The sequence below is a fragment of the Campylobacter concisus genome, assembly GCF_902460415.1.
GTDB lineage: Bacteria > Campylobacterota > Campylobacteria > Campylobacterales > Campylobacteraceae > Campylobacter_A > Campylobacter_A concisus_Y.
Genome location: NZ_CABPTY010000001.1, coordinates 801,855 through 814,383, shown reverse-complemented (window position 1 = coordinate 814,383; position 12,529 = coordinate 801,855). Strand labels below are relative to the sequence as shown.

Sequence of the window (12,529 nt, the reverse complement as noted above, 5' to 3'; positions counted from 1 at the left end):
GGTCTAAATTCTTTCTTTAGACCTGATGCAGCCCCTAAAAAAGTGGAATAAATTTTTAGGAGACTAAAATGAAAGTTCGTCCTTCTGTAAAGAAGATGTGTGACAAATGTAAAATTGTCAAACGTAGTGGCATAATTCGTGTTATCTGCGAAAATCCAAAACATAAACAAAGACAAGGATAAGGCATGGCACGTATTGCAGGTGTAGATTTACCAAACAAAAAGAGAATCGAGTATGGTTTGACTTATATTTATGGTATAGGTCTTTATAAATCTCGTCAAATTCTTGACGCAGCTGGAATTTCTTACGACAAGAGAGTTTACGAGCTTAGCGAAGACGAAGCAGCAGCTATCCGTAAAGAAATTCAAGAGCACCACGTCGTTGAGGGTGATTTGAGAAAACAAGTTGCAATGGATATCAAAGCTCTTATGGATCTTGGAAGTTATAGAGGTCTTCGCCACAGAAAAGGTCTTCCTGTTCGTGGCCAAAAGACTAAAACTAATGCTAGAACCAGAAAAGGCAGACGTAAAACTGTCGGTGCGGCTACTAAGTAAGGCAAGGGTTAAAGGATAATAAATGGCGAAAAGAAAAATTGTTAAGAAAAAAGTAGTTAGAAAAAGCATAGCCAAAGGTATCGTTTATATCAGTGCAACATTTAACAACACTATGGTAACTGTAACTGATGAAATGGGAAATGCTATTGCATGGAGTAGTGCAGGTGGCTTAGGCTTTAAAGGTAGTAAAAAATCAACTCCTTATGCAGCCCAACAGGCAGTTGAAGATGCTCTAAATAAAGCAAAAGAGCATGGTATAAAAGAAGTTGGTATTAAGGTTCAAGGTCCAGGTAGCGGACGTGAAACGGCTGTTAAAAGTGTAGGAACTGTTGAAGGAATTAAGGTATCTTTCTTTAAAGACATTACACCTTTACCACACAATGGTTGTAGACCGCCAAAACGCCGCCGCGTATAATTAGAGAAAAATAGGAGAAATTATTATGGCTAGATATACAGGACCTGTTGAAAAATTAGAAAGACGTCTTGGTGTGTCTCTTGCGTTAAAAGGCGAAAGAAGACTTGCTGGTAAAAGTGCTTTTGAAAAAAGACCTTATGCGCCAGGACAACATGGACAAAGAAGAGCAAAAATAAGCGAATATGGCTTACAACTTCGCGAGAAGCAAAAAGCTAAATTTATGTATGGTGTTTCTGAGAAACAATTTAGAAGATTATTTCAAGAAGCAGCACGCCGCGAAGGTAATACCGGTGCTCTTTTGGTTCAACTATTAGAGCAAAGATTAGATAATGTTGTTTATAGAATGGGCTTTGCAACAACTCGTCGTTTTGCTCGTCAGCTAGTAACTCATGGACATATTTTAGTAAATGGTAAAAGAGTAGATATACCATCTTACAGAGTTGAGCCAGGTGCAAAAGTAGAGATTGTTGAAAAATCTAAAAACAATCCACAAATTGTTCGTGCGATAGATCTTACAGCACAAACTGGTATTGTTGCTTGGGTAGATGTTGAAAAAGAGAAAAAATTTGGAATTTTCACTAGAAATCCAGAAAGAGAAGAGGTTATCATTCCTGTTGAGGAAAGATTTATAGTAGAGCTTTATTCAAAATAATAGAGGGTATAAAGATGAGAAAGATTACTACATCAGCTTATATGCCAACTGAAATTGAAGTTAAAAGTGTTAGTGAAAATGTTGCTAACATTACAGCATATCCTTTTGAGGCTGGTTATGCTGTTACCTTGGCTCACCCATTGCGTCGTCTTCTTTACACAAGCACAGTAGGTTTTGCTCCTATTGGTGTAAAGATAAAAGGCGTTAGCCATGAATTTGATAGTATGCGTGGTATGCTAGAAGACGTAGCTTTTTTTATTATAAATTTGAAAAAGATCAGATTTAAATTAAAAAGTACCAGTGAGCGCGAAGTTATAGAGTATAGCTTTAAAGGACCAAAAGAGATAACTGGGGCTGATCTAAATAATGATCTAGTCGAGATCGTTAACCCAGACGCATACCTTGCTACAATAAACGAAGATGCTGAGTTAAATTTTTCAGTTATCATTCAAAAAGGTATCGGATATGTTCCTAGTGAAGAGATCAGAGAAGAGATTGAAGACGACTATATCGCACTTGATGCTTTCTTTACACCTGTTAAAAAAGCAGTTTATGATATACAAAATGTCTTGGTTGAGGATGATCCAGACTATGAAAAGATCGTATTTACTATAACAACTGATGGTCAAGTTAGTCCGATAGAGGCTTTTAAAAATTGTTTAGAAGCTATGTATCAACAAATGTCAGTATTTAAAGGAATTTTAGATATTGATGTTAGTACTCCAGTTGCTAGCTCAAGTGCAGGCGGTGAGTTTTCAAAGCTACTTTCTAGTGTAGAAGATCTAAATTTAAGCGCTAGAAGTTTTAACTGCCTTGACAAAGCTGATATTAGATTTATCGGTGAGCTTGCATTAATGGACGAAAATGAGCTTAAAGAGCTTAAAAATTTAGGTAAAAAATCTCTTGAAGAGATTAAAGCGGTTATGGAAGAGATAGGCTATCCAGTTGGTGCCGATGTGTTAAAAGATGGCAAAGAGCAACTAAGAAAGAAAATAACCGAGCTTAAAGCACAAATGAGTGTAAAAGAATAAAAGGACAATAGATGAGACATAAACACGGATATCGCAAACTTGGTAGAACGTCATCTCATAGATCTGCATTGCTTAAAAATTTGGCGATAGCTATCATCAAAAGCGAAAAGATAGAGACGACTTTACCAAAAGCAAAAGAGCTTAGAAGCTATGTTGAGAAGCTAATTACAAGAGCCAGAAAAGGTGACTCTAACGCTCACAGAGCAGTATTTGCTTCTTTACAAGATAAAGAAACAACAAATAAATTAGTTACTGAAGTAGCTCCAAAATTTAAAGAGCGCAATGGCGGCTATACAAGAATCATCAAGACTCGTGTTCGCAGAGGCGACGCAGCAGAGATGGCTTATATAGAGCTAGTAGCTGAATAATTATTAGAGAGCTTCGGCTCTCTTTTTTTAATTTCTTGAATATAAAATTCTCTTACCTTTAAAATAAAATCCTTCTTTCAAAAGCTTTCTAAAGTATAAATTTCTTTAATTATTTATCAAATTTTATTAACCAAAAAATCATAAATTTAATAGTTAAAAGTTGTAAATCCTTTAATCTAAAATCATATATTTTAAATTTTTACCTTTGAACTCTATGCTAAAATTTTATTTTATTAAGACGATATTTGTTTCAGGCATCTAATAAATTTCAAAGGATTTGAGATGATAGGTAGTGTAAATGGAGTTGGGACAAATTTTTATGTTGGCTCGCAAAGTAGTAGAGCGCAAGAGCTTGATACTAAAAATACTAAACCCAATATAGACAAAAATTCTTTAAATGATTTATCTAGCAGTTTAGTTGATGAACGAAAAAGTCATACCGATACTATAGGTGGGCCAATAAATTTAAATGAAACAAATACGATAAAATTTCAAAAAAATAGCGAGAATCTAACATTTGCTAGCAATTTCTCACTCTCGGGCATAGCTGCTAATGGCAAGATAAGCATCTGGGGCAAGCTCATGGGATACGACAAACAAGTCAGCCAAGATGAGATAAATGATCTCAAAAATTTTATCAACGAGACCAAAGCACTTGGCTTTGGCAGAGCTCACGAAGAGATCATAGGATATTATCCAACAGATGTCGATCTCTTTGCAAAAGAGTACACATCAAAACTTGATGGCAACACACTTCTTGGACTTGGTCACAAGAGTCACGTGGAAGGGTTTGAGATACTTGATAAGGACCTAAGCATAGATGAATTTAAGGATAAGTGGATTGATTATGCACTTAGGCAGTATCTTGGTGAAAGAGTCGGTGTGGAGAGCATTACGATAGGCAAAAAGGCTATCTCTATGCTAACAAGCACTAATAAGCCACCAATCGAGTACCAGACGCTACAAAATATAAATTTCACTGACGAAGAGAGCAGACAGAGATTTCTTACGCTTATGAAAGCTGGCATGAAGAGTGGGGCGGATTTTAAAGAGGTGGTAGAGGGCGTGCTCTCGCTTTATAATGTACAAAATACAGACAAACTTGATGGCAACAAAGTCTATGCTTCAGTGATCGGACGAAGTGAGAAACTGGCTACTTACGACATCAACAAAGATGAGAAATTTGCCTATCTTAAGGAGCTAATGCAGCTTGAGAAAAACGGAGTTGATATACTAAAGCTAATGGAAAAAGTGGAGCAAAAACATAAACTAGATATAAAAGTGTAGGCTAAGTTTAGCTTTTTGTACCGCCTATCTTTTTATGATTTTAGTCATAAGAGGCTCTTTTTACTTGGTTTAAATTTTTAAATGATAGAATCTTGATTTCTATTATTAAAATTACGGAGAACTCGTGAGAAAGCTACTTTGGCTAAATCCCGTTGTAAAAAATATGTATGACTTCTCTGCGTTAAAAGAGCTCTTGCAAAATAAGGGCTTTAACATAGTAGAGTGCGAAAAAGATCATGTTCGTGATGTCAAAAATTCATATAAAAATTTATGCTCTAAAGGCATGGTTTTAGATAGTCGATGTCCAAGAGCTGTAAATTTTATAAGATCAAATTTCAAAGATTTTTCAAGCAATATTTCAAACTTAAATCCTATTTTAATAGAAAGCGCCATCGAGCTTAGTTCAAATCTAAAAGAAGATGAGTGGCTTTATATAACAACGCCTTGTGAGGACTTGGCTGAGCTTGGAAATTCTTTAAAATTAGAGCGAACTACATTTTTAACATGGAAAAATTTTAAAGAGCTAAACGATATAAATTTACAAATAAGTAAAATAGAGTCAAGTCCGATCCCGCCTGGATTTTTTGAAAATTTAGGCATAAAAACACTAAGCTTATGCAGTAAAGAAAAGATACAAAACGCATTTTCATATAAATTTAGCGAGCTTAAAAACTATCAGATCATCGAGCTTTTATACTGCGAAAACGGCTGTCACAATGGAGATGGGCTGTGATAGAAATTTTAAAAAAGAGCGTTTTGATCCTAGTGATCTTTGCTCTCTGGCAGGTCGTTTGCGAGCTAGAAATTTTCACGCCCTATATCTTGCCAAGTCCTATTATGACACTTAAAACGATGTTTGACATGAGCTTAAGTGGTGAGCTAATAACGCATGTGATGATTAGCTTTAAGCGTATATTTGTTGGTTATATTTTGGCTTTTGTTTTGGCATTTATTTTTGGCGGAGTGGCGGCGCTATTTCCAAAAGCTAGTATTTATTATGAGTGGATACTAGAGTTTTTTAGAAATGTTCCGCCACTTAGCCTTATTGCTATTTTGGTGCTTTGGTTTGGTATAAACGAAACTCCAAAAATTATTATTATCATCCTAGCATCATTTTTCCCAATGTTTTTAAGTATCCAAAAAGGGCTAACTAGCTGCGATGTGAAGCTTATTGAGGTTGGTAAAATTTTTTGTTTTAGTAAATTTGAAATTTTTTACAAAATCATCCTAAAAAATGCCATAAAAGATATTTTTGTAGGCATGCGAATAGGTTTTGGCTACGCTATGCGAGCGATTGTGGGAGCGGAGATGATCGCAGCTTCCAGCGGGCTAGGCTATCTCATACTTGATGCTGAGGAGCTTTCGCGTGCAGATAGGATATTTGTTGGTATTTTTACGATAGGAATTTGCGGCGTACTCATAGATAGGATATTTTTGTTTTTGATATCTAAATTTAGCCTTTTGCGAAGTGAAAAATGATAGAAATTTTAAATTTATCCAAGCATTTTTTTATTAATGGCAAGCGTATCGATGTTTTAAAAGAGCTAAATTTAACTATAAAAAAAGATAAGATCACTGTTATACTTGGCAGAAGTGGATGCGGTAAAACTACGCTTTTAAGGCTTATTGCAGGACTTGAGGGTGTAAGTCTAGGCGAGATAAAATTTAAAGAGCAAGCAAAGATTGGCTTTGTCTTTCAAGAGCCTAGGCTCATGCCTTTTTTAAATGTCTATGAAAATATCGTATTTGCGCTTAAAAAGCATGAGATAGACGAGGTAAAGATAGATAGGCTCATATCGATGATAGGGCTTAGCGACTTTAAATTTGCCGCTGTTTCGCAGCTATCTGGCGGCATGAGCTCGCGCGTTTCTCTTGCAAGAGTGCTAGCATATGAAGCAAATTTGATCCTTATGGATGAGCCATTTGCGGCACTTGATGCTTTTACTAGAGCCAGTATGCAGGCTGAAATTTTAAAGCTCCAAGCCGGTAAAACCATCATTTTTGTCACTCATAATGTCGATGAAGCCCTATATTTAGCAGATGAGATCATTTTGCTTGAAAAAGGTGGGATAAAATCAAACTATGACCTGTCAAATCTAGCTAAGCCAAGAGATTTGCTTTGCGATGAGCTAATAAACTTAAAGCGTAAAATTTTGAGTGAAATTTAGCATTTTATAAAATGATAATTAAAACCAAAACGAAGCAAAAAGTTATATAATTTGGAAAATTTTTAAAGGAGCAAATATGAGAAAGTTTTTTAAGATTTTGTGTGCGGCCTCTTTGCTTTGTCTAGTCGCAAACGCAAGTGAGCTAGATAAGATCGGTATGACCTATGTCAAATCGCCGCTAAACGTCCCCTCAATCGTCGATAAATTTAAAGGTTTTTATGCTAAATCTTTTGGCATGCCAGTCGAGTACTCCGAGATCACCTCAGGTGCGAAACAAACGCAAGCACTCGCTTCAAATTCGCTCCAGTTTTTAAATTGTGTTGGCGGAACTTCAGTCATACTTGCCGCAGCAAATAAAGCTGACATAAAGATCATAAGTGCCTATTCAAGAGCACCTGAAGCTTTTGCGATATTTGCTAAAGATAAAGGTATAAAAACCGCTAAAGACCTAAAAGGTAAAAAAATAGCAGGCCCAAAAGGCACGATATTAAATGAGCTTTTGGTTAGGTATCTTGCTCTTGGCGGTCTAAGCATAAATGACGTAGAGTTCGTTTCTATGGGCATCCCAGCTGCACAAGCTGCACTTGAAAATGGTAGCGTCGATGCAGCACTTCTTGCTGGACCAGCTGCTTATAATGCTAAAAAATCAGGACTTAGTGTCGTAACAACAGGCAAGGGCGTCATCACTCCAGTCATCGTTACTGCCACAAGCGGAGAATTTTACAAAAAGCATAAAGATCTAGTTGAGAAATTTAAAAAGGCTCAAGATGAAATTTTGGCTTTTATGAAAGCAAATGAGGAAGAGGCATTAAAATTTACAGCTGAAGAGACCGGGCTTAGCATAGAGGCGGTAAAGAGTATGTATCCGCAGTATGACTTTAGTCCAAAGATCACGCCTGAAGATATAAAAGCACTTGAAGCTACGCAAGAATTTATGCTTGAGAGCAAGATGATCGAGCAAAAAGTAGATATAAAATCACTTCTAATAGATTAAACAAAAGGGCAAAATTTGCCCTTTTATCCTAAAACTTATAATCAAAAATTTACTCAATTTTAACTCAAATATTTAATAATCAAAACTGACTAGGCGTGTCAAAAAGGTTTAAATTATAAAGCAAAATTAGCACTAAGCAAAAATATAGCCATTATTTTTTGCATTTTTATTTTGCTATAATAGCCCAAAAATTTAATAGGAAAAAATATGATCCCATTTAGCGATGAAGAACTTTTAAAACCAGTCAGTGCGAGTTTGCAAAAGGTATTACCAATGCTTGAAAATGATGGCGGTGGCATGGAACTACTTGGCATAAAAAACGGTAAAATTTATGTAAGACTTACAGGGCATTGCCATGGATGTGCAGCTAGTACAACTACACTAAAATATGGACTCGAAAGACAACTTCGTATGGATATTCACCCAGAGCTTGAGGTCGTAAATATCCCGATCGGCGAGGAATTTGACATTGATAGATTATAAAAAAATAGGCATTAAACACTTCAAACGTTCTAAATTTAAAGAAGCGATCTTTTACTTCTCTCTAGCTTACGAAAAGACACAGGATAAAAATTTACTATTTTTGATACAAATTTGCTCCCTTGGCGAGAAAAATGCAGAGGAAGCAAAACTTTTATTTGACTATTTTATGGATAAACTAAGAGCTGGCGAAGATGATGAAGGAATGGATGAAATTTTAAAAATTTTAGAATCAAGATTGGCTAGCGATGAGTATTTTGAAGAGCAAGACGCGATCAGCTACGAGGACTTTAAAAAGGCTGTTTATAAGGATGGGAGCTTCAAAAAGGTCTTTGAAAATATCATGTTCTCAACCAAGGTAATGATCTCGAACAAAGATGATTTTTTAGAATTTTTGGGAAATTTGATAAAAAATGACTTCATCGAAATGAGTATAAACTATCTTGAGAGTGCGGCGGTGATGTTTGGCGGCGACGAGCGTATAGATAGGCTTTTTAAAGAGATACAAAAAAGACAAAACGATGAAAATATCAGTAGAAAATAGCTTTATAACAGATGACTCAAACGAGTGCGAAAATGGCTCATTTTTCGTGCAAACTACTGCAAATGCGAAATTTGCAGAAGCTGCGGTAAAAAATGGCGCTAAGATAATCACTCTTGAAGAGTGCAAAAAGCTTTTAAAGATCGATGAAAGCTTAAAAATAGTTGGCATCACAGGGACAAATGGCAAGACAACAACGGCTGCGGCTATCTACGAGACTTTGCGAAATTTAGGCAAAAAATGCGGCCTAAGTGGCACCAGAGGGGCATTTATAGAGGGCGAGCAGATAGATGACAAGGCGCTTACGACAAGTGCCATTTTAAAGACCCTTTCTTACCTCAAAGTAGCTAGCGAGCAAGGCTGTGAGTACTTCGTGATGGAGGTTAGCTCACACGCGATCGCCCAAAAACGCATAGAGAGCTTGAAATTTGCTCTAAAAATTTTTACAAATTTGACTCAAGACCATCTCGACTACCACAAGAGCATGGAGGAGTATGCTAGGGTAAAGTCAAGCTTTTTTGACGATGAGAGCGTAAAGCTCATAAACATTGATGATGGCGGAGTTAAATTTAACCCAAAAAACGCTTACACATACGCACTCAAAAAGCCAGCCAGCTTTGCGCCGATAGTTTATGGGCTAAAGGACGGCATAGACGCAGTTATCAAGACGCCAAATGGCGATGTCGAGATAGACTCAAGCCTTCAAGGCGAGTTTAATCTTTACAATCTAATAGCAGCCCTTGGCGCAGTTTGCCTGCTAGAGCACCCAGACGCAGCCGCACTTTCAAAGGCGATAAGTAAATTTAAAGGCGTAAGCGGCAGGATGGAGGTCGTTAGCACCGATCCGCTAGTCGTCGTGGATTTTGCCCATACGCCAGATGGCATAGAAAAGGTGCTAAACTCGCTTAGACATCTAAATTTGATCGCAGTCTTTGGCGCAGGCGGCGATAGAGATAGGACAAAGCGCCCTAAAATGGGAGCGATAGCCCAAAAATACGCAAGAATTTGCATCGTCACAAGTGACAATCCAAGAAGCGAGGAGCCAGAGAGCATAATCGATGAAATTTGCGCTGGCATGAGCCAAAATGAAAATTTGATACGAAACGCCAACCGCAAAGAGGCGATCGCGCTAGCCATTAGCAAGCTAGAACCCGGCTGGGCGCTTGTCATACTTGGCAAAGGCGACGAACCATATCAAGAGATAAAGGGCGTCAAGCACCCATTTAGCGACAAAGAAGTAGTAAAAGAGGTTTTAAAGAGGTAAAAATGAATATAGAAATTTTAGCTAGTAAGATCCACAGAGCCGTCGTAACAGACGCAAATTTAAACTATGTTGGCTCGATCAGCATCGGCGAGGAGCTTATAAAAGCTGCAAATTTGATAGAAAATCAAAAGGTTGAAATTTTAGACGTAAATAACGGCGAGAGATTTGCCACCTACGTGATAAAGGGCAAAAAAGGCGAAATTTGCCTAAACGGCGCAGCTGCTAGAAAAGTCTGCGTAGGAGATGTGGTCATCATCGTGGCTTACGCTAGCATGAAATTTAAAAAGGCTAAGAAATTTAAGCCAACCATCGTGCATGTAAATAACAAAAACGAGATCATAAAGGAGTAGGCGATGTTTGAGGGATTTGACTTTTCAAAGATGGGGCAGATGCTTGAGGATGTGCAAAAGCAAGCCAAGCAGATGGAAGAAGAGAGCAAAAATAAAGAATTTGGCGCAAAAAGCGGCGGCGGACTAGTAAGCGTGAGAGCAAACGGCAGCGGCGAGATACTTGATATCAGCATAGATGATAGCTTGCTTGAAGATAAAGAGAGCATGCAAATTTTGCTAATAAGCGCCGTAAATGACGTGCTAAAGTCGGTTGAGGCCGATAAGAAAAATACCGCTTCAAGGATGCTTGGCGGTCTTGCTTCGATGGGGATAAAATGAGACTAAAATATAAATTTGCCCTTGCTTTTTTGCTATCAGCGCTTTACTTAAACGCCGATCCTAGGCCTACGCAAGAGGATTTTAACGCCTGCTTTGAAAAGAACAAAAACTCAATCGTCTCGGTAAATAAACACTTTGGCGTGGCTATCACTAAAAATTTGATCGCAGTGCCAAAAAGCGAGGGAGCGCCACTTGGTGAATATGTCAAATTTGACCCATATTTGCAGCTTTTCTTAGTGCGCTCTAGCAAGGAGCTAAGCCCTGTCGTGATGGCTGATGAGACCAACGAGGAGCGCATAAAAAAGAGCACTTGGGTTGGCATCTTAAATGACGCAAACAACACTATCATGGGTCACATCAAGTCTTTAGGGCAAAATTTAGGCGACTTTGACACGCTAAGCTTCGAGTATAACGCGACTGGCGAGATAAACACGCCTTGTTGCAAGATGATAGGTATAGCTGTTGGAGCTGATAAATTTATACCAAACCGCTATTTAAAGCACTTTGTATCTTACGATGACGTCTATTACGGCGATATCGGCGTGAAATTCTTGCAAAAAGAGGATAAATTTTTTGTAGGGCTTGTTGATCTACTGGGCCGCGGCAAGATGATGATGGTTGATGATGAGCTTGTTACGATAAATGGCATCAAACCAAAGAGCTTAAGAGAGCTAAATGAGATGGTGCTTTTTGCTCCAAAGGGCGCAAAACTAGACGTCGTCGTGAAGCGTGATAGAGAGCAGCTACTCTTTCAAGTGCCAGTAAGCGGGGAGGTGAAATTTAACCAAAGTCTCGATGTAGACGCCCCTTCAAGCCTTGATATACCAAATTTTAATATCATGCCAAAAGAGCCACAAACAATGCTTGATGATAAGATTTTGGTTGATTATGGCATTACGGTGGATAAAAATTTAGTCGTTACAAAGGTCGAGCCAAAGTCAAATGCAGAAATTTTTGGCATCAAGATTGGTGATAAAATTTTAGGTTTTGATAAACAGAGCGTGAGTAGTCGTGAAGAGCTTTTAGAGAAGCTTGGTGAATTAAAAAACTTTACGCTTCTATTTACTAGAAATGACTTTCAGTTTTTTGCAAGAGTGCCAAAATGAGCCTACTTGAGGACTTTGTAAAATTTCTAAACGTAAATTTACCAAAGGCGCCTAGCTTTCATCCTTATTATGAGGAGGCACTTGGCGTTATGCTAAAGGCTGGAGGCAAGCACTTTAGGGCGCTTTTGCTTCTTGGTATGGTGGAAAGTGTGGATAAAAGCCTCACGCAAAAGGCTATGAGAGTGGCTTTAGGGCTTGAGATGATGCATACTTATTCGCTTATCCATGATGATCTGCCGTCTATGGATAACGCAAGCCTTAGGCGCGGCACACCAACGCTTCACGTAACCTACGACGAGACAACTGCGATACTTGCAGGGGATGCGCTAAATACGCATGCTTTTTATGAAATTTCACGTGCCAATTTGCCAGCTGAAACACGTATAAAATGCGTGGAAATTTTAAGCGAGAATGCTGGCGTTAGCGGCATGGTGCTAGGTCAGGCGCTGGATTGTTTTTTTGAAAATACGAACAAAGAGGACATCAAAAGAGCAAAGGCTAAATTTGGTCTCTCTGGCAAGATGCTAAACCTTGATGAGCTAGTATTTTTACACATCCACAAAACTGCAAAGCTGATCGCTGCAAGCCTAAAAATGGGCGCTGTAATAATAAATTTAAGCGATAGTGAGTGTGAGAAAATTTATGATATCGGCCTAAAACTTGGTCTTGCTTTTCAGATACAAGACGACATCATTGATCTTACAAGCGACGAGGCAGCTGCTGGAAAGCCTGTGCATAACGACCTAGCTAAAAACTCATTTACAAATTTACTTGGTCTATCTGGCGCAAAAAAGAAAAAAGACGAGCTTATTTGCGAGATAGAAGAGGCGTTAAAACAGATAGATGCTGGCATAGCAAAGATGATCTTAGAGCTTACGGATAAACACCTTAGATAAAAGCTAGAAATTTCTAGCTTTTTTACTACTAAAAATTTAAAAAATTTATATCACTATTTAGACATTTTGGACAAAAATGCAAGGCAAGTTTTAATCACTTTTTTG

General features: G+C 37.9%; 18 protein-coding genes. All 18 read left to right on the top strand.

The window, feature by feature from the left end:
- Positions 1 to 68 precede the first annotated feature (68 nt).
- The 18 genes from rpmJ (at position 69) to FZ940_RS03925 (ending at position 12,424) form a co-directional block, all read left to right on the top strand.
- A complete protein-coding gene (rpmJ, locus tag FZ940_RS04010) occupies positions 69 to 182 on the top strand; it encodes a 50S ribosomal protein L36 (RefSeq protein ID WP_002941545.1) in 114 nt (37 codons plus the stop codon).
- A 3-nt stretch (positions 183 to 185) separates the two neighbouring features.
- A complete protein-coding gene (gene rpsM / locus FZ940_RS04005) occupies positions 186 to 554 on the top strand; it encodes a 30S ribosomal protein S13 (protein ID WP_012140556.1) in 369 nt (122 codons plus the stop codon).
- Between the two features lie 22 nt (positions 555 to 576).
- Entirely contained in the window at positions 577 to 969 is a 393-nt protein-coding gene (gene rpsK, locus FZ940_RS04000) for a 30S ribosomal protein S11 (RefSeq protein ID WP_021091081.1), read from the top strand.
- A 25-nt stretch (positions 970 to 994) separates the two neighbouring features.
- Positions 995 to 1,621 (top strand): 30S ribosomal protein S4, encoded by a 627-nt coding sequence (gene rpsD, locus FZ940_RS03995; protein ID WP_054197275.1) that lies wholly within the window; start codon positions 995 to 997, stop codon positions 1,619 to 1,621.
- A gap of 14 nt (positions 1,622 to 1,635) precedes the next feature.
- Positions 1,636 to 2,652, top strand: a complete 1,017-nt coding sequence (locus FZ940_RS03990) for a DNA-directed RNA polymerase subunit alpha (protein ID WP_087578016.1) — start codon at positions 1,636 to 1,638, stop codon at positions 2,650 to 2,652.
- Between the two features lie 11 nt (positions 2,653 to 2,663).
- On the top strand, positions 2,664 to 3,020 hold the full coding sequence (gene rplQ, locus FZ940_RS03985) for a 50S ribosomal protein L17 (RefSeq protein WP_002941584.1): 357 nt from the start codon (positions 2,664 to 2,666) through the stop codon (positions 3,018 to 3,020).
- A 282-nt stretch (positions 3,021 to 3,302) separates the two neighbouring features.
- Positions 3,303 to 4,307: a Cj0814-related protein gene (locus FZ940_RS03980; RefSeq protein ID WP_107793582.1), complete on the top strand. Its 1,005-nt coding sequence runs from the start codon at positions 3,303 to 3,305 to the stop codon at positions 4,305 to 4,307.
- Positions 4,308 to 4,431: 124 nt separating this feature from the next.
- The gene (locus tag FZ940_RS03975; RefSeq protein ID WP_148821547.1) at positions 4,432 to 5,040 is read left to right on the top strand and encodes a hypothetical protein; all 609 of its coding nucleotides are present in this window, start codon (positions 4,432 to 4,434) and stop codon (positions 5,038 to 5,040) included.
- Positions 5,037 to 5,786, top strand: coding sequence for an ABC transporter permease (locus tag FZ940_RS03970; protein ID WP_148821546.1), 750 nt, complete (start codon positions 5,037 to 5,039; stop codon positions 5,784 to 5,786). Before FZ940_RS03975 ends, FZ940_RS03970 begins: the two co-directional genes overlap by 4 nt.
- The gene (locus FZ940_RS03965; protein ID WP_148821545.1) at positions 5,783 to 6,475 is read left to right on the top strand and encodes an ABC transporter ATP-binding protein; all 693 of its coding nucleotides are present in this window, start codon (positions 5,783 to 5,785) and stop codon (positions 6,473 to 6,475) included. Before FZ940_RS03970 ends, FZ940_RS03965 begins: the two co-directional genes overlap by 4 nt.
- 76 nt (positions 6,476 to 6,551) lie before the next feature.
- Positions 6,552 to 7,469 (top strand): NrtA/SsuA/CpmA family ABC transporter substrate-binding protein, encoded by a 918-nt coding sequence (locus tag FZ940_RS03960; RefSeq protein WP_148821544.1) that lies wholly within the window; start codon positions 6,552 to 6,554, stop codon positions 7,467 to 7,469.
- A gap of 207 nt (positions 7,470 to 7,676) precedes the next feature.
- Entirely contained in the window at positions 7,677 to 7,952 is a 276-nt protein-coding gene (locus FZ940_RS03955; protein WP_021091089.1) for a NifU family protein, read from the top strand.
- Positions 7,939 to 8,493: a histidine kinase gene (locus FZ940_RS03950; protein WP_087578010.1), complete on the top strand. Its 555-nt coding sequence runs from the start codon at positions 7,939 to 7,941 to the stop codon at positions 8,491 to 8,493. The genes FZ940_RS03955 and FZ940_RS03950 overlap by 14 nt, the downstream gene beginning before the upstream one ends.
- Entirely contained in the window at positions 8,471 to 9,754 is a 1,284-nt protein-coding gene (locus FZ940_RS03945) for a UDP-N-acetylmuramoyl-L-alanyl-D-glutamate--2,6-diaminopimelate ligase (protein ID WP_148821543.1), read from the top strand. The genes FZ940_RS03950 and FZ940_RS03945 overlap by 23 nt, the downstream gene beginning before the upstream one ends.
- A gap of 2 nt (positions 9,755 to 9,756) precedes the next feature.
- On the top strand, positions 9,757 to 10,104 hold the full coding sequence (gene panD / locus FZ940_RS03940; protein ID WP_002941539.1) for an aspartate 1-decarboxylase: 348 nt from the start codon (positions 9,757 to 9,759) through the stop codon (positions 10,102 to 10,104).
- 3 nt (positions 10,105 to 10,107) lie between these two features.
- Positions 10,108 to 10,422 (top strand): YbaB/EbfC family nucleoid-associated protein, encoded by a 315-nt coding sequence (locus tag FZ940_RS03935; RefSeq protein ID WP_002941513.1) that lies wholly within the window; start codon positions 10,108 to 10,110, stop codon positions 10,420 to 10,422.
- Positions 10,419 to 11,528, top strand: coding sequence for a DUF7488 domain-containing protein (locus FZ940_RS03930; protein ID WP_148821542.1), 1,110 nt, complete (start codon positions 10,419 to 10,421; stop codon positions 11,526 to 11,528). Before FZ940_RS03935 ends, FZ940_RS03930 begins: the two co-directional genes overlap by 4 nt.
- Positions 11,525 to 12,424, top strand: coding sequence for a polyprenyl synthetase family protein (locus tag FZ940_RS03925; RefSeq protein WP_148821541.1), 900 nt, complete (start codon positions 11,525 to 11,527; stop codon positions 12,422 to 12,424). The genes FZ940_RS03930 and FZ940_RS03925 overlap by 4 nt, the downstream gene beginning before the upstream one ends.
- Positions 12,425 to 12,529: the final 105 nt, after the last annotated feature.